General features: G+C 61.8%; 15 protein-coding genes. 8 read left to right on the top strand and 7 right to left on the bottom strand.

Annotated elements, in window-relative coordinates; translation table 11 throughout:
- The first annotated feature begins 46 nt into the window (after nucleotides 1-46).
- Nucleotides 47-931: a PorV/PorQ family protein gene (locus B5F90_RS05785; RefSeq protein ID WP_239307750.1), complete on the top strand. Its 885-nt coding sequence runs from the start codon at nucleotides 47-49 to the stop codon at nucleotides 929-931.
- On the opposite strand, the gene B5F90_RS05780 is transcribed toward B5F90_RS05785, so the two are convergent.
- On the bottom strand, nucleotides 901-1,404 hold the full coding sequence (locus tag B5F90_RS05780) for a low molecular weight protein-tyrosine-phosphatase (RefSeq protein ID WP_087361849.1): 504 nt from the start codon (nucleotides 1,402-1,404) through the stop codon (nucleotides 901-903). The genes B5F90_RS05785 and B5F90_RS05780 overlap by 31 nt on opposite strands.
- Before the next feature lie 234 nt (nucleotides 1,405-1,638).
- On the opposite strand from B5F90_RS05780, the gene B5F90_RS05775 reads away from it, so the two are divergent.
- The 3 genes from B5F90_RS05775 (at nucleotide 1,639) to B5F90_RS05765 (ending at nucleotide 5,209) form a co-directional block, all read left to right on the top strand.
- Nucleotides 1,639-2,157 carry a hypothetical protein gene (locus B5F90_RS05775; protein WP_087361848.1) on the top strand — a complete coding sequence of 173 codons (519 nt, stop codon included), beginning with the start codon at nucleotides 1,639-1,641 and terminating at the stop codon, nucleotides 2,155-2,157.
- Nucleotides 2,158-2,254: 97 nt separating this feature from the next.
- A complete protein-coding gene (locus B5F90_RS05770; protein ID WP_087361880.1) occupies nucleotides 2,255-3,469 on the top strand; it encodes a hypothetical protein in 1,215 nt (404 codons plus the stop codon).
- Between the two features lie 12 nt (nucleotides 3,470-3,481).
- Nucleotides 3,482-5,209: a lipid A phosphoethanolamine transferase gene (locus tag B5F90_RS05765; RefSeq protein WP_087361847.1), complete on the top strand. Its 1,728-nt coding sequence runs from the start codon at nucleotides 3,482-3,484 to the stop codon at nucleotides 5,207-5,209.
- Between the two features lie 127 nt (nucleotides 5,210-5,336).
- Here the strand turns inward: B5F90_RS05765 and B5F90_RS05760 are convergent, their stop codons facing one another.
- Complete coding sequence (locus B5F90_RS05760) at nucleotides 5,337-5,513, bottom strand: histone H1 (protein ID WP_087361846.1); 177 nt, start codon at nucleotides 5,511-5,513, stop codon at nucleotides 5,337-5,339.
- 282 nt (nucleotides 5,514-5,795) lie between these two features.
- Complete coding sequence (gene fabG / locus B5F90_RS05755; RefSeq protein WP_087361845.1) at nucleotides 5,796-6,542, bottom strand: 3-oxoacyl-[acyl-carrier-protein] reductase; 747 nt, start codon at nucleotides 6,540-6,542, stop codon at nucleotides 5,796-5,798.
- A gap of 327 nt (nucleotides 6,543-6,869) precedes the next feature.
- On the opposite strand from fabG, the gene glyA reads away from it, so the two are divergent.
- Nucleotides 6,870-8,150 carry a serine hydroxymethyltransferase gene (gene glyA, locus B5F90_RS05750; RefSeq protein ID WP_087361844.1) on the top strand — a complete coding sequence of 427 codons (1,281 nt, stop codon included), beginning with the start codon at nucleotides 6,870-6,872 and terminating at the stop codon, nucleotides 8,148-8,150.
- A 1-nt stretch (nucleotide 8,151) separates the two neighbouring features.
- Nucleotides 8,152-8,835 (top strand): DUF2461 domain-containing protein, encoded by a 684-nt coding sequence (locus tag B5F90_RS05745; protein WP_087361843.1) that lies wholly within the window; start codon nucleotides 8,152-8,154, stop codon nucleotides 8,833-8,835.
- 121 nt (nucleotides 8,836-8,956) lie between these two features.
- On the opposite strand, the gene B5F90_RS05740 is transcribed toward B5F90_RS05745, so the two are convergent.
- From B5F90_RS05740 to glmM, 4 genes are read right to left on the bottom strand one after another with little or no spacing between them, the layout of a single operon-like run.
- Nucleotides 8,957-9,739: an inositol monophosphatase family protein gene (locus tag B5F90_RS05740; RefSeq protein ID WP_087361842.1), complete on the bottom strand. Its 783-nt coding sequence runs from the start codon at nucleotides 9,737-9,739 to the stop codon at nucleotides 8,957-8,959.
- Between the two features lie 6 nt (nucleotides 9,740-9,745).
- Nucleotides 9,746-11,113 carry a dipeptidase gene (locus B5F90_RS05735; protein WP_087361841.1) on the bottom strand — a complete coding sequence of 456 codons (1,368 nt, stop codon included), beginning with the start codon at nucleotides 11,111-11,113 and terminating at the stop codon, nucleotides 9,746-9,748.
- A 9-nt stretch (nucleotides 11,114-11,122) separates the two neighbouring features.
- On the bottom strand, nucleotides 11,123-11,569 hold the full coding sequence (locus B5F90_RS05730) for a copper resistance protein NlpE (protein WP_087361840.1): 447 nt from the start codon (nucleotides 11,567-11,569) through the stop codon (nucleotides 11,123-11,125).
- Between the two features lie 15 nt (nucleotides 11,570-11,584).
- Nucleotides 11,585-12,973, bottom strand: coding sequence for a phosphoglucosamine mutase (glmM, locus tag B5F90_RS05725; RefSeq protein ID WP_087361839.1), 1,389 nt, complete (start codon nucleotides 12,971-12,973; stop codon nucleotides 11,585-11,587).
- 125 nt (nucleotides 12,974-13,098) lie between these two features.
- On the opposite strand from glmM, the gene B5F90_RS05720 reads away from it, so the two are divergent.
- Both B5F90_RS05720 and dnaN read left to right on the top strand, forming a co-directional pair.
- On the top strand, nucleotides 13,099-13,977 hold the full coding sequence (locus tag B5F90_RS05720; RefSeq protein ID WP_087361838.1) for a nucleoside phosphorylase: 879 nt from the start codon (nucleotides 13,099-13,101) through the stop codon (nucleotides 13,975-13,977).
- Between the two features lie 91 nt (nucleotides 13,978-14,068).
- Complete coding sequence (gene dnaN / locus B5F90_RS05715; RefSeq protein WP_087361837.1) at nucleotides 14,069-15,193, top strand: DNA polymerase III subunit beta; 1,125 nt, start codon at nucleotides 14,069-14,071, stop codon at nucleotides 15,191-15,193.
- Nucleotides 15,194-15,200: the final 7 nt, after the last annotated feature.

Here is a 15,200-nt window from a genome sequence, read left to right as displayed (position 1 = left end):
TCCTGAACCCGGCGGAGCTCACCACCCGCCACGAACACAACGCTTTATGATGAAACGGATTTCGGCGCTCATCGTGCTTCTGATCCTCGGCGGGACGCTCCGCGCCCAGGAGGCTTCGCTCCCGCTCTCCGACGCCAAGGCGATGGCCATGGGCGGACTCTCGACCACGCTCCTCGCAGGCTCCCACACCATCTATACCAATGCGGCGGCGGCCGTCTTCGCCACCACCCCCGGCCAGCTCTCCTCGACCTACCTCGCACCCGAAGGCGATGACTTCTACTCCGTCTCGGGTTTCTGGCGCCTCGGTCAGGTGCACGCCATCCAGGCCGGCTGGCGGCAGTACCTGCGTGAAAAGAGCAACAGCGACATGGCGCTCGACCTGGGCTACGCCTACCGCATCAACGAGCGGTGGGCCGTCGGCCTCGCGGGGCGCTACCTCCATCTGCGGCGTCCGGCCGGAGTGACGTTCGACGCCCTTGCCGTCGACCTGAGCATGCTCTATGCGCTGCCGCTCGAAAACCTCGGCAGCTACTCGACGCTACGCGTGGGCGGCAAGCTGGCCAATCTGGGCGGCTATCTCGACCACTCGGGGCTCCGCCTGCCGATGAGCGCCACGGCCGGCGTGGCACTCGACACCTACATCACCGACGCCCACGAGGTGACTGTCGGAACCGACCTCGGATACTGCTTCACGCCGCAGCAGACCCGGGGCTTCGAGCTCTCGGTCGGTGCCGAATACAACCTCATGCAGCTCTTCCAGCTGCGGGCCGGCTACCACTACGGCGAGGACCGCATCTACTCGCCCAACTTCGCCTCGGTCGGCGCCGGCGTCCGCTTCATGCACCTGCGGCTGGACTTCGCCTACCTCTTCGCCGCCGACTCTTCGCCGCTGCGCGACACCTACTGCATCAGCTTCGGACTCGACTTCTGAGCCTCATCCCGGCAGCGCTCCAGGATGTTGCGACACCCCTCCTCGAGCATGTCGAGCACCAGCTCGAACCCCTCATGCCCCTCGTAGTAGGGGTCGGGCACGTAGCTCCGGTCGGGGAACGACGGGCAGAACTCCACCATGCGGAAAATCTTTGCGGCCTCGCTCCGCGACGGAGCCATGCGGTGGGCCGCCTCGTAGTTCATGTCGTCCATCACCACAATCATGTCAAACGCCTCGAAATCAGACTCGCGGAGGCGGCGTGCACGGTGCGTAAGCTCGTAACCGCGCCGCGCGGCGGCCCGGCGCATGCGCGCATCGGGCAAATCGCCCGCATGACCACCGTAGGTTCCGGCCGAATCGACCTCAATCTCCCCGGCCATGCCGCTCCGCTCGGCCAGGCTGCGCAAAATACCCTCGGCGGCCGGCGAGCGGCAGATGTTGCCGAGGCAAACGAAAAGTATCCTCTGTTTCATAGCGGGACAAAGATAGCGAAAAACCGTTTTGGATAGGGCACGCCGCGCCCCGTTTTGCATGCACCGCACATGCGGAACAATCGAACACTGAAACGGAACCCAACCCGTTCCGGATGCGCTTTAGGCGGAGTCAAGAGCCTCATATTGAACTTTCAGGACATAAATGCGGCCATTCGATGGTGCATATCCGGCAAAAAAATTATACCTTTGCGCAGTTCTTTAATTTGTGTGACAATGAAGTTGAAAGCATTGATGACTCTCGCGGCATGCGCCCTGACCCTTTCGGTTGTCCAGGCTCAGGAGCTGCCCCGCAAAGTGGAAAATGTACGATTGGTTGACCTCAATGGCAAACCCGCGAAACTGCCGTACTGGGGCGAGAAGAACCTCATGATATTCTACGTGGACCCCGACCGTCACAAGCAGAACGAGGCGTTCACCACCGACATGGAGAAGAACCACCGCGCCGAAGGCGACAACCTCGTTGGATTCGGCGTCATGAACCTCATGGATGCACCGCTGATTCCCAACAACATGGCCCGCATGATGGCCCGCAAGCGCACCGAAAGCAACGGAGCGATTGTTCTCGCCGACGAAAGCCGTACGCTGAGCACGGCCTGGGGGCTGGGCGACTGCAACAACAAGTTCGTGCTGCTGCTGGTCTCCAAGGAGGGCGAGCTGGTCTTCATGCGCAAGGGCGAGCTCTCGCAGGCGGACATCAACGAATTCTACAAGGTACTCGAAAACTACAAATAACAACCGCATGTTGCGTACGGCCCTACTCGTCTGCCTGCTCTCCGGAGGTTTGCTTCCGGCGCTGGCGCAGCAGGACAGCACGAACAACACGAACGGCATGAACGGCATGAACGGTGCGGCAGAGGCGGTCCCGGTGGACAGCATCTATGTACGCGGCACCGATACGTTGCACTATACCTATACCCCGGCGCCGGCAGCAGCCACAGCGTCCGTACCGGTCGCATCCGATTCCCTGCCCCGACGACGGCCGTCGTTCCTGCGCCGGATTGTCAACTACTTCGGCGAGTCGACCACCGACAAGACCTTCGAGAAGAAAATCGACTTCACCTTCGCCGGCGGTCCCAGCTACTCGAAAAACACCAGCCTGGGCATCGGCGTATTGGCCGCCGGACTCTACCGGCTCGACCGGAGCGACTCGGTCACCTCGCCCTCGAACGTCTCCATCTTCGCCAGCGTCTCCATCACGGGCTTCTACGCCGTGGGCGTCACGGGCAACAACATCTTCGCGCAGAACCGCAGCCGCATCGACTACTCGGTGGACTTCAAGTCGCAGCCGCGCGACATCTGGGGAGTAGGGTATCGGGCCGGAGCCTACGGTGAAAAGGGCAACTTCGTCGAGAAGCGCTACAACGTCGACGTGCGCTACCTCTATCGCGTGCTGCCCAACACCTTCATCGGCGGCATGCTCGGCTTCGACTATACCAAGGGCAAGAAGTTCTCGGACCTGAGCTACATCACCTTCGACGGCGTGCAGCAGAAGACCGGCTACACGGCCACGGGCATCGGCGCCATCATCGAGTATGACTCGCGCGACTTCATCCCGAACCCCTTCCGGGGTATCTACATCAGCCTCGTGGAGACCTTCTATCCCAAACCGATGGGCAACTGCGGGCAGTCGCTCTGGCGCACCAACTTCACGGCCGACTTCTACCAGCGGGTGTGGCGCGACGGCATCCTGGCCATCGACCTCTACGGTGAATTCAACTCCGACGGTACGCCGTGGCCGATGCTTGCCCGCATGGGCGGCAGTCAGCGCATGCGCGGCTACTATGAGGGTCAGTATACCGATAACGGCTTGATTACGTTCCAGGTCGAACTGCGCCAGCGCATCTGGCGCCGCATCGGCTGCACGGTGTGGGGCGGTGCCGGCAACGTCTTCCACCGCCTCTCGACCTTCAACTGGTCGGAGACGCTGCCCAACTACGGCATCGGCCTGCGCTGGGAACTTAAAAAACGTACGAACGTACGCCTCGACTACGGCTTCGGCCGCAAGACGAGCGGCTTCATGCTCAACATCAACGAGGCGTTCTAAACGAAACGAACCATGGCCACAACGACAGACGATAACACCAAGAAGAAAAAGCGACTCAAACCGAAAAAGCCGCTGACCAGAAGCCGGTTCACCATTCTGGTCACGGTCTACTTCTTCGTTGCGCTGATTATCCCGAACTGCGTGCTGGCCATTACGGAGCCCTACTCGGGCTGGACGGTCGAGGCGCTCATCCTGCTGCCGCTGGGCTTCTACATGATGTGGAGCGTGCTGCTCAAACGCTCGGGCATCATGATTTGGCTGGGATTCGCCTTCATCTTCTTCTGCGCCTTTCAGCTGGTGTTGCTCTACCTGTTCGGCAATTCGATTATTGCCACGGACATGTTCACCAACCTGCTGACGACCAACCCCGGCGAGGCCTCCGAACTGCTCAGCAACATCTATCCCGCGGTCATCACCGTCTGCCTCATCTACATTCCGCTGCTGTGGCTCGGCGCCCGTGAAATCGCCCACCGCCGCATCATCTCGCGCACGACCCGCATGAGCGTCGGTCTGACCGGCGCGGCGCTCTTCTGTCTGGGACTGCTGGCCCTCTGGCCGGCCTACCGTGTGAGCGAGGAGCGCCACGTGCTGCGCGACGAGATTTTCCCGCTCAACGTGCTCTACAACATGCGGCTGAGCGCCGTCGAGTTCCGCAAGATGCACAACTACGAACAGACGTCGGACGGCTTCACGTTCCACGCCACGCGTACGGCCGAGGCTCCGGGACGCGAAATCTACGTCTATATCGTCGGCGAGGCGTCACGCGCCATGAACTGGCAGCTGTGGGGCTACGACCGCGAAACGAACCCCATGCTGCTGCGGACCCACGGCATCATCCCGTTCCGCAACATGCTCACCCAGAGCAATACGACCCACAAGAGCGTTCCGCTGATTCTCTCCTCCATCGCCACCGACCAGCACGAGGAGCTCTACCGCCGCAAGGGCATCGCGGCACTCTTCCGCGAAGCGGGTTTCGAGACGTGGTTCATCTCCAACCAGGCGCCCCAGGGGGCCATGATTGACAAGCTGGCCCGCCAGTCGGAGCATCTGGTCTACATCCACTCGCCGCGGCATGACATGCAGCTGCTCGACGAAATCCAGCGCATCGTTGCCAACAGCAAGGCACAGAAGCTCTTCATCGTCCTCCACTGCTACGGGTCGCACTTCAGCTACCACCAGCGCTATCCGCGCGAATTCGCCCACTTCCGGCCCGATGACGACGTGGCCATCAACCCCGAGCACGTGACGATGCTGCGCAACGCCTACGACAACTCAATCCGCTATACGGACTACTTCCTGGCCCGCACCGTAGGCTACCTCAATTCGCTCGACGCCAGCGTGGCGCTGCTCTACTGCGCCGACCACGGCGAGGATATCCTCGACGACCGCCGGGGCCGCTTCCTGCACGCCTCGCCGACGACGACCGCCTATCAGATTTACGTCGCCTCGCTGGGCTGGTTCTCCGACAAGTACCGGAAGAACTTCCCCGAGAAGGTGGCTGCCGCCGAACGGAACGGCAAGGCGCCCGCCACGACGCACGCCCTGTTCCATACGATGGCCGACATGGCCTCCATCCGGACGGAGTACCTCGACCCGTCGGTCTCGCTCGTCAACGACGCCTACGACTGGGATGCGCCGCGCTTCTATCTGAACGACCACAACGAGGCGCGCCCCTTCCCGCGGACGGGTCTGACGGAGGAGGACCTGCGGGTGCTCGCCCGCCACGGCGTGCACTTCTGAACGCCTGCATGCACCGGCCGCAAAACGCCTGCATGTACCGGCGGCAAAATACCTGCATGCACCGGCCGCAAAACAAAAGAGGCTTTCCCCTGCGGAGGAAAGCCTCTTTTTTGGCACGAGCCTGCAACTATTTTGCAGCAGCCTCCAGAGATGCCTTGCGGAACTCCTTCATCAGCTTCGACAGTTCCAGAGCGGCCTTGCGCGCACGCGTACCGGCGGCCTTGTTGCCCTTCTCCAGCTGAGCCGTTGCATTCTCCTGGAATGCCTTGAACTCTTCGTTGATTTTTGCTACTAAAGCTTCCATAACTACGTTAATTAAATTGAGAGTTAGATTATTTTCTTTGCAAATATATAAAAATATTCGGTGTTACGTCATTCCTCCCACACAAAAACAGCTCAATTCATGCATCAATTTAGTCCAATCCGGTCACAATAGCTCCAAAAGGCTGAAAAAATGCGATGAAAGCCATACTGCATGCAGCAAATGACTGCCGAAAGCCTCCCGCCGACGAAAAACGGGGCATCCGCCGAGGATGTCCCGTTGCTCCTGAGCCGACCTCCGAAGAGTCGGGAGCCCGCCGTGCGTTTAGCAGTTCATCGCACCGCAGCAGTGGATGACCTGGCCGCTCACGTAGGACGAGAGGTCCGATGCGAGGAAGAGCGCCACCTTGGCGACATCCTCCGGCGTACCGCCGCGACGCAGCGGAATCTGCTTGCACCAGTTCTCCTTCACCTCGTCCGAAAGCTGGTTGGTCATGTCGGTGATGATGAAGCCCGGGGCGATGCAGTTGGCACGGATGCCGCGGGGACCCATCTCCTTGGCAATCGACTTGGCCAGGCCAATCATACCGGCCTTCGAGGCCGAGTAGTTGCACTGACCGGCATTGCCGCTCACGCCCACAACCGACGACATGTTGATAATCGAACCGCTGCGCTGACGTGCCATGACGGGCACAACGGCGTGGATAAAGTTGAATGCCGACTTGAGGTTCACCGTCAGCACGGCGTCCCACTGAGCCTCCGACATGCGCATCATCAGACCGTCCTTCGTAATGCCGGCGTTGTTGACCAGAATGTCGATGCGGCCGAACTCCTTCACGATTTCGTCGATGACCTTGTGGGTCTCTTCGAAGTTGGCGGCGTTCGACGCATAGCCCTTGGCCTTGACACCCAGGGCGGCGATTTCGGCTTCGGTAGCCTTGCCGTTCTCGTCGATTACCAGGTCCGTAAACGCGATGTTCGCACCCTCCTTGGCGAACTGCAGAGCGATGGCCTTGCCAATACCGCGGGCTGCACCCGTGATGACGGCGACCTTGCCTTCGAGTAATTTCATAGTTATTTTGTTTTTGGTAAAATCCGATTTTGCACGACAAAGATAAGAAAAATATTTTAATGCGCTTTCTCCGAGCGGGAAATTGCCGAATATTACTATCTTTGTACAATCGCTCGGCAACCTCTTCGGGCCGAACACCGGAGGGCCGGACGGGGAGGGCCGGAGGGCCGAAAGGCGAGGGCTGGACGGCAGGACCGTAAAGCCGGACGGCGGAGACCGGACGGCAGAAAACAGAGGCCGGATGGCTGGAACCGGACGACAGGAGGCAGGCCGCCGGAGCGAGCGACGAAACGGAACGCATTGAAATCCTTTCAAATAAAAACAGACATGAAAAGAGACACCCAGATTTTCGACCTGATTGCCGCCGAGCGCAGTCGTCAGATGCGCGGCATCGAACTCATCGCATCGGAGAACTTCGTCAGCGACCAGGTCATGGAGGCCATGGGCTCGGTCCTCACGAACAAGTATGCCGAAGGCTATCCCGCCGCCCGCTACTACGGCGGCTGCGAAGTGGTCGACAAGGTCGAGTCGCTGGCCATCGAGCGCATCTGCCGGCTCTACGGCGCCGAATACGCCAACGTCCAGCCCCACTCGGGAGCGCAGGCCAACATGGCGGTATTCTTCGCCGTGATGCATCCGGGCGACACCTTCATGGGACTCGACCTCGCACACGGAGGCCACCTCTCGCACGGTTCGCCGGTCAACATGTCGGGCAAGTACTTCAAGGCCGTGGGCTACCAGCTCGACGAGGCCACGGGCCGCATCGACTACGACGCCATGGAGCGCAAGGCGCTGGAGTGCAAGCCCAAGCTCATCGTCGGCGGCGCTTCGGCCTATTCGCGCGAATGGGACTACAAGCGCATGCGCGAAATCGCCGACAAGGTGGGTGCGCTGCTGATGATTGACATGGCCCACACGGCCGGTCTCATCGCCGCCGGGCTGCTCGACAACCCCGTGAAGTATGCCCACATCGTCACCTCGACCACCCACAAGACGCTGCGCGGTCCGCGCGGCGGCATCATCCTCATGGGCAAGGACTTCGACAATCCGTGGGGCCTCACCACGCCGAAGGGTGTCATCAAGAAGATGTCGCAGATTATCAACGCGGCCGTATTCCCGGGCATCCAGGGCGGTCCGCTCGAGCATGTCATCGCCGCCAAGGCCGTAGCCTTCGGCGAGGCGCTGGAACCCAGCTACAAGGAGTACCAGACGCAGGTGCAGAAGAACGCCCGCGCAATGGCCGAGGCCTTCATCAAGCGCGGCTACAAGATTGTATCGGGCGGCACGGACAACCACCTGATGCTGGTCGACCTGCGCACCAAGTTCCCCGAGCTGACCGGCAAGCTGGCCGAGAAGTGCCTCGTGGCGGCCGACATCACGACCAACAAGAACATGGTTCCGTTCGACACCCGTTCGCCGTTCCAGACCTCGGGTCTGCGCTTCGGTACGCCGGCCATCACCACCCGCGGACTGAAGGAGAACGAGATGGACTACATCGTCGGGCTGATTGACCGCGTGCTCAACGACCCCGAGAACGAGGAGAACATCGCAGCCGTGCGCCGCGACGTCAACGCACTGATGGCCAACTATCCGCTCTTCGCGTGGTAGCATGAAGGAGGTCATTGCGTTCCTCAGGGAGCTGCACGACAACAACAACCGGGAGTGGTTCGACGCTCACCGGGCCGAGTGGAAGCGCGTGAAAACGCGCTTCGCCGGTTTTACGGAGCAGCTAATCGACGGCATTTCGTCGTTCGACCCCTCCGTTCGCGGGCTGCGCGTGCAGGACTGCACCTACCGCATTGCGCGCGACACGCGCTTCAGCCCCGACAAGAGGCCCTACAAGGAGCACATCGGCGCCTACATCGCCCCGGGCGGCAAGAAGTCGGGCTATGCCGGCTACTACTTCCATGTGGAGCCCGACACCGGCGAAGGCTCTACCTACGGACACATGCTGGCCGTGGGGCTCTACTGCCCCGAGCCGGTGGTGCTGCGCTCGGTGCGCGACGAGATTTTCGACAACGGCGCCGAGGTCGAGCGGACCATCCGCCAGGCCGACGCATTCACGCTCTGCCGCGACAACGCGCTGCGCCGCACGCCGAGGGGCTTCCCGTCGGGCAGCCCCTACGACGAGCTGCTGCGCCTCAAGGAGTTCCTGCTCGAACGGCGCATGACGGAGCGCGAGCTGCTCGACGGGCGGCTGCTGGAGTTCACGCTCGAGCGGATGCGCCAGACGCAGCCCTTCGTGGCGCTGCTCAACCGGGCGGTGCGCTACGCCTTCGAGGAGATGCGCTGACGCGGCAAACAGGTCACCACAAAGAGAACGAGGGCGGGGTTTCGACCCCGCCCTCGTTGCATATATCCACATCCGATGCGCGACCCGACAGGACCTCCGCCCGCCGTCCCGCAAGGCACGGTCAGCGCACGTAGCGCTTCATCTGCTCAACCAGTGCCGCACTGCCCGCCACGGGCGAGACGCCGCGGTCGGCGCGCAGCGACTCGACAACGCCGCCTGCCTCGATGACGAGCAGCGACGCCGCGCAGACATCCCACTCGTGGAGGTTCAGCTCCCAGAAACCGTCGAGCATCGCCGCCGCCACGCACGACAGGTCGTAAGCCGCAGCCCCCATCCGGCGCACGTCGCGCACATGGGGGAGGATTCGGGCGACGTTGTCGCTGTTGTTGTCGGGATTCTCGCTCTTGTCGTAAGGGAATCCCGTTGCAACGACCGAGCAGTCAAGGCGCTGCTTCGTCGAGACGTGCAGCCGTACGGGCTCTCCGTCGCCGCGCCGGCACCAGGCCCCTCCGCCGCGCACGGCAGTGAAGAGCTCGCGCAGATAGGGGGCATAGACCACCCCGACGACCGTCTCGCCCCGGTATTGCAGCGCAATTGAGACGCAGAAGACGGGCAGCCCCTGGCTGTAGTTGGTCGTGCCGTCCAACGGGTCGACCACCCAGCGCCACTCGCTTGCGGCATCGCCGCGCGCGCCGCCCTCTTCGCCCAGAATCGCATGCGTAGGGTAGCGCTCCAGAATGCTCCGGACGATGAGCTCCTCACTTTCGCGGTCGGCACGCGTCACCACATCCGAGACGTTCGACTTGGTCTTCATGGCCAGGTCGTCGCCGCGGAAGTAGGTGAGCTGGATGCGTCCCGCCTCGCGGGCCATCCCTACGGCAAAATCCAGATACTCCTCGAACATGGCGCGCTACCGCAACTCGGCGAAATACTTGTAGAACAGCGGAATGGTCTCCATGCCGCGGAAGAACTGGTCGAGGCCGTAGCTCTCGTTGGGCGAATGAATCGCATCCTGGCCCAGACCGAAGCCCATGAGCAGCGACTTGATGCCCAGAATCGACTCGAAGCCGCTGATGACGGGAATCGAACCGCCCGAGTAGAAGGGGAGCGGCTTCTTGCCGAAGGTCTCCTCGACGGCCCGCTCGGCCGCCTTGTAGGCGGGCATGTCGGTGGGAGCCACATAGGGCATGCCGCCGTGCAGCGCCTTGACGCGCACCTTCACGCACTTGGGGGCCACGGCCTCGAAGTGACGCTGGAACAGCTCGCCGATTTTGTGGTAATCCTGGTGGGGCACCAGACGCATCGAAATCTTGGCCGAAGCCTTCGAGGGGATAATCGTCTTGGTTCCCTCCTCGATGTATCCGCCCCAGATGCCGTTGACGTCGAGCGAGGGGCGCACGCCCGTACGCTCCAGAGTCGTATAGCCGGCCTCACCCGCCAGCTCCTCGACATCGAGCGCACGCTTGTAGGCCTCGGCGTCGAACGGTGCGCGGTTGAAGGCCTCTCGCTCGGCGGGGGTCAGCTCGCGCACGTCGTCGTAGAATCCCGGAATCGTCACCCGGCCCTGGTCGTCGATAAGGTCGGCTACGAGCCGCGCCAGCACGTTGGCCGGATTGGCCACCGCACCGCCGTAGAGGCCCGAGTGCAGATCGTGATTGGGCCCCGTCACCTCGACCTCCATGTAGGCCAGACCGCGCAGACCGCAGGTAATCGACGGCGTATCCATCGAGAGCATCGAGGTGTCCGAGACCAGAATGATGTCGGCCTTGAGCAGCTCGCGGTGCTGCTCGCAGAAGCCGTAGAGGCTTGCCGAACCAATCTCCTCCTCGCCTTCGAGCATGAACTTCACGTTGCAGGGGAGCGTTCCCGTGGCGCACATCGCCTCGAAGGCCTTGGCGTGCATGAAGAGCTGCCCCTTGTCGTCGTCGGCACCGCGGCCCCAGATGCGGCCGTCGCGAATCACCGGTTCGAAAGGCTCGGTGTTCCACTCCTCGCGCGGGTCGACCGGCATGACGTCGTAGTGGCCGTAAACCAGCACGGTGGGCGCCGCATCCGACACCCGCTTCTCGGCATAGACCACCGGATTGCCCGCCGTCTCCATCACCTCGGCACGGTCGGCGCCCGAGCGCTTGAGCGATGCGGCCAGCCACTCGGCGCAACGGCGCATGTCGGGCTTGTGCTCCGACTGGGCGCTGATGGAGGGAATTCTCAGCAGCTCGAACAACTCGTTGAGGAACTGTTCCTTGTGCTCCTCGATATACTTCTTTGCTTTATCCATACTCGTGTGTTATTTTGCGATTTTACGGAGTTCGTAGTAGGGTGCCTGCTCCCCGTCGAGCGGCTTGCGGTCGGCATCGAGCTTGAGCAGACGCTCCCCGTCCAACTTGTAATAGAGGGCCACGCCGTCGTCCTCGGGCTGGAGCGTCAGCACATCGCCCTCGACCATATAGGGGCCACGGTCCGTGAAGATGCCTTCGCGCTCGATGTAGTTCCACGTCTGCTCGTAGCGGCCGTCGGGGGAGAGCGTGAGCGTCAGTTCGATGCCCGGGCAGTCGGCCGCAGGTACCGTTCCCCGGTAGGTGCCGCAGTAGGCGGGCGCCTCCGCAGCCGAGGTCTCCGCAGCGGGAGCAGCCTTGGTCGCCGCACTCTTTTTGGTCGCATTGCCTCCGCAGGCGACCAGCAGGAGCGCCGCAGCGCTCCACATCCAGATTTGTCTCCGATTCATGGTCGTCATTCGTTGATTTGAGTTTTACAGGTTGCAGATTTGCTTGATTTCGCCGATAAAACGCTGCGCCAGCGCATCGGCCTCCTCCATCGACTTCGCCTCGGTATAGACGCGGATGATGGGCTCGGTATTCGACTTGCGCAGGTGCACCCAGTTCTCCGCGAAATCAATCTTTACGCCATCAATATCGTTCACCTTCTCGCCGGCATAGCGGGCCTTTATCTCACGCAGCACTTTATCCACGTCGATGGCCGGCGTCAGCTCGATTTTGTTCTTCGAGGCGTAGTAGGCCGGATAGGTGGCGCGCAGCTGCGTCATGGTCATGCCGCACTTGGCCAGATGGGTCAGGAAGAGGGCCGTACCCACCAGTGCGTCACGGCCGTAGTGCAGCTCGGGGTAGATGACACCGCCGTTGCCCTCGCCGCCGATGACGGCGCCGACCTCCTTCATCTTCGCCACGACGTTCACCTCGCCGACGGCCGAAGCGTAGTAACGACCACCGTGACGCTCCGTCACGTCGCGCAGCGCACGCGACGAGCTGAGATTCGAGACCGTATTGCCCACCTTGTGCGACAGCACGTAGTCGGCCACGGCCACCAGCGTATACTCCTCGACGAACATCGTGCCGTCCTCGTTGACGAAAGCCAGACGGTCGACGTCGGGGTCGACCACGATGCCCAGGTCGGCCTTCTCGCGGACGATGACCTGCGCGATTTGGGTCAGGTTCTGCGGCAGCGGCTCCGGGTTGTGGGCAAATTCGCCCGTCGGCTCGCAGTTGAGCTCGACCACCTCGCACCCCAGACGGCGCAGCAGCTCGGGCATCACGATGCCGCCCACCGAGTTGACGGCGTCGACGACCACCTTGAACTTCCGGGCGCGGACCGCCTCCACGTCGACCAGCGGCAGCGCCAGCACCTGCTCGATGTGGCGCTCGTTGTACGACTCGCGCGAAACGACGTGACCGATGCCGTCGATTTCGGGATAGGCGAAATCCTCCTCCTCGGCCATCGCAAGCACACGCTTGCCCTCGGCGTCGCTCAGAAACTCACCCTCGCCGTTGAGCAGCTTCAGGGCGTTCCACTGGCGCGGGTTGTGCGATGCGGTGATGATGATGCCGCCGTCGGCCTTGTGCGCCGTGACGGCCAGCTCCGTTCCGGGCGTGGTGCAGAGCCCGACGTTCACCACGTCGACGCCGCAGCCGAGCAGCGTTCCCTCGACCAGATTGGCCACCATTTCACCCGATATGCGGGCGTCGCGGCCGATGACGATGGTCAGCTTCCGACCGGGGTTGCGCTCGGCAATCAGACGGGCGTAGGCCGTCGTGAACTTCACCACGTCGAGCGGCGTGAGGTTGTCGCCCGCATGTCCTCCGATGGTTCCCCGAATGCCGGAGATGGATTTAATCAAAGTCATGATTCTCTGAGAGTTTATTAAAATATGTTATACGTATTTGCAAGAATTTGCCGGTTGATTGTTTTGTTATTCGAGGTAAAATTATTACTTTTATGCCAATTATAAAAATAAAAAAAGAGGCTACCATGAGAACAATCCCACCTTCCGAATTGATTATCAACGACGACGGCTCGATTTTCCACCTTCATCTGCATCCCGGACAGGTTGCGCCCACCGTTATCCTGGTCGGCGACCCGGGCCGCGTGGCCATGGTGGCCGAGTTCTTCGACTCGCGCGAGTGCGAAGTAACCAACCGCGAATTCCACACCGTGACGGGCACCTACCGCGGCAAGCGCATGACTGTCCTCTCGACGGGTATCGGCATCGGCAACATCGACATCTCGGTCACGGAGCTCGACGCGCTGGTCAACGTCGACTTCGCCACCCGCCAGGAGAAGAGCGAAAAGCAGCGGCTGACGCTCGTGCGTCTGGGCACCTCGGGGGCGCTGCAGCCCGACATTCGCGTAGGGGAGTTCGTCTTCTCGCGCACGTCGGTCGGCTTCGACGGACTGCTCAACTACTACAAGGGACGCAACGACGTCTGCGACCTGGCCATCGAGCAGGCCTTCATGCGCCACACCGGCTGGAACGAACTGCTGCCGAAGCCCTACTTCATCGATGCCGACCGGACGCTCTTCGAGCACTTCCGCGACACGACGCGCGAGGGCATCACCATCGCCGCCCCGGGCTTCTATGCACCGCAGGGGCGCTGGGTACGGCTCGAACCACAGGACATCCACCTGAACGAGAAAATCGAGTCGTTCGAGTATGAGGGGCGCCGCATCACCAACTTCGAGATGGAGGGCTCGGCGCTGGCCGGACTCGCCGCCCTGATGGGCCACCGCGCCGCCACCATCTGCACGATTATCGCCCAGCGCGTGGCGCTCGACGCCTGCACGGACTACAAGCCCTTCGTACGGAAGATGGTCGCCATGGCGCTCGACAAGCTCGCCGAGCTGGAATAGCCCCGATGCGCGCCGTCCGCGCAGCCGCCGGGGCCCCGCCCCAAAAGACAAGAAGCAAGTAGAAAAAGAAATAAGTAAAAACACGCAAGACATGAAATTCACCGTATCAAGTTCGGCCCTGCTCTCGCTGCTCGCAACCACGGGCAAGGTCATCAGCAACAAGAATACGCTGCCGATTCTCGACTACTTCCTCATGGAGCTCAACGGCAACGAACTGAAAGTCACCACCTCGGACCTCGAAACCACGCTCATCGGGTCCATCACGGTCGACAGCGTCGAGAGCGAGGGCACCATCGCCGCCCCGGGCAAACTGATGCTCGACTCGCTGAAGGAGTTCCCCGAGCTGCCGCTGACCATCGACGTGAACGACAAGAGCTGGGAAATCAAAATCAACTGGAAGAGCGGCTCCCTGTCGATTCCCGGCGCCAGCGCCGTGAGCTATCCCGCCGTTCCGACGCTCAGCGCCGAGAAGAAGGAGCTCGAGCTCGACGTCGACGTGCTGGTCAACGGCATCAACAAGACGATTTTCGCCACGGCCGACGACGAGCTGCGTCCCGTCATGAACGGCATCTTCATCAACTTCAGCCCCACGGCGCTCACCTTCGTCGGAACCGACGCCCACAAGCTGGTGAAGTATGAATCGGAGCGCGAGACCGACATCAACGCCTCGTTCATCCTGCCCAAGAAGCCGGCCAACCTGCTCAAGTCGGTGCTGCTCAAGGAGGAGGATGCCATCAAGGTGGCCTTCGATTCGAAGAACGCCCTCTTCACGCTCAAGAACCACACGCTCGTCTGCCGGCTCATCGAGGGCAACTACCCGAACTACAACGCCGTCATCCCGGCCAACAACCCCAACAAGGTGCTCGTCGACCGCATCGAACTGGTCAACGGCATCAAGCGCGTGGCCGTCTGCTCGAACCCGACGACCAACCTCATCCGCATGGACATCGAGGAGAACCGCATCAACCTCACGGCACAGGACATCGACTTCTCGGTGTCGGCCAACGAGACGATTTCGTGCAGCTACGACGGACAGCCCATCACCATCGGCTTCAAGTCGACCTTCCTGGTCGAGATTCTCTCCAACATCGAGACTCCGACGGTGGTCATCGAACTGGCCGACTCGACGCGCGCCGGCGTCTTCAAGCCCGTATACGACGAGAAGCAGAGCAACACGTCGCTCATGCTGCTCATGCCGATGATGATTAACGCATAGGGAGGGC

Origin of the sequence: Alistipes sp. An31A (assembly GCF_002159425.1) — a bacterium.
In the GTDB taxonomy this organism is placed as follows: domain Bacteria; phylum Bacteroidota; class Bacteroidia; order Bacteroidales; family Rikenellaceae; genus Alistipes; species Alistipes excrementigallinarum.
The sequence above is the reverse complement of the archived record's forward strand: the minus strand, read 5'-3'. Positions and strand labels throughout refer to the sequence as shown.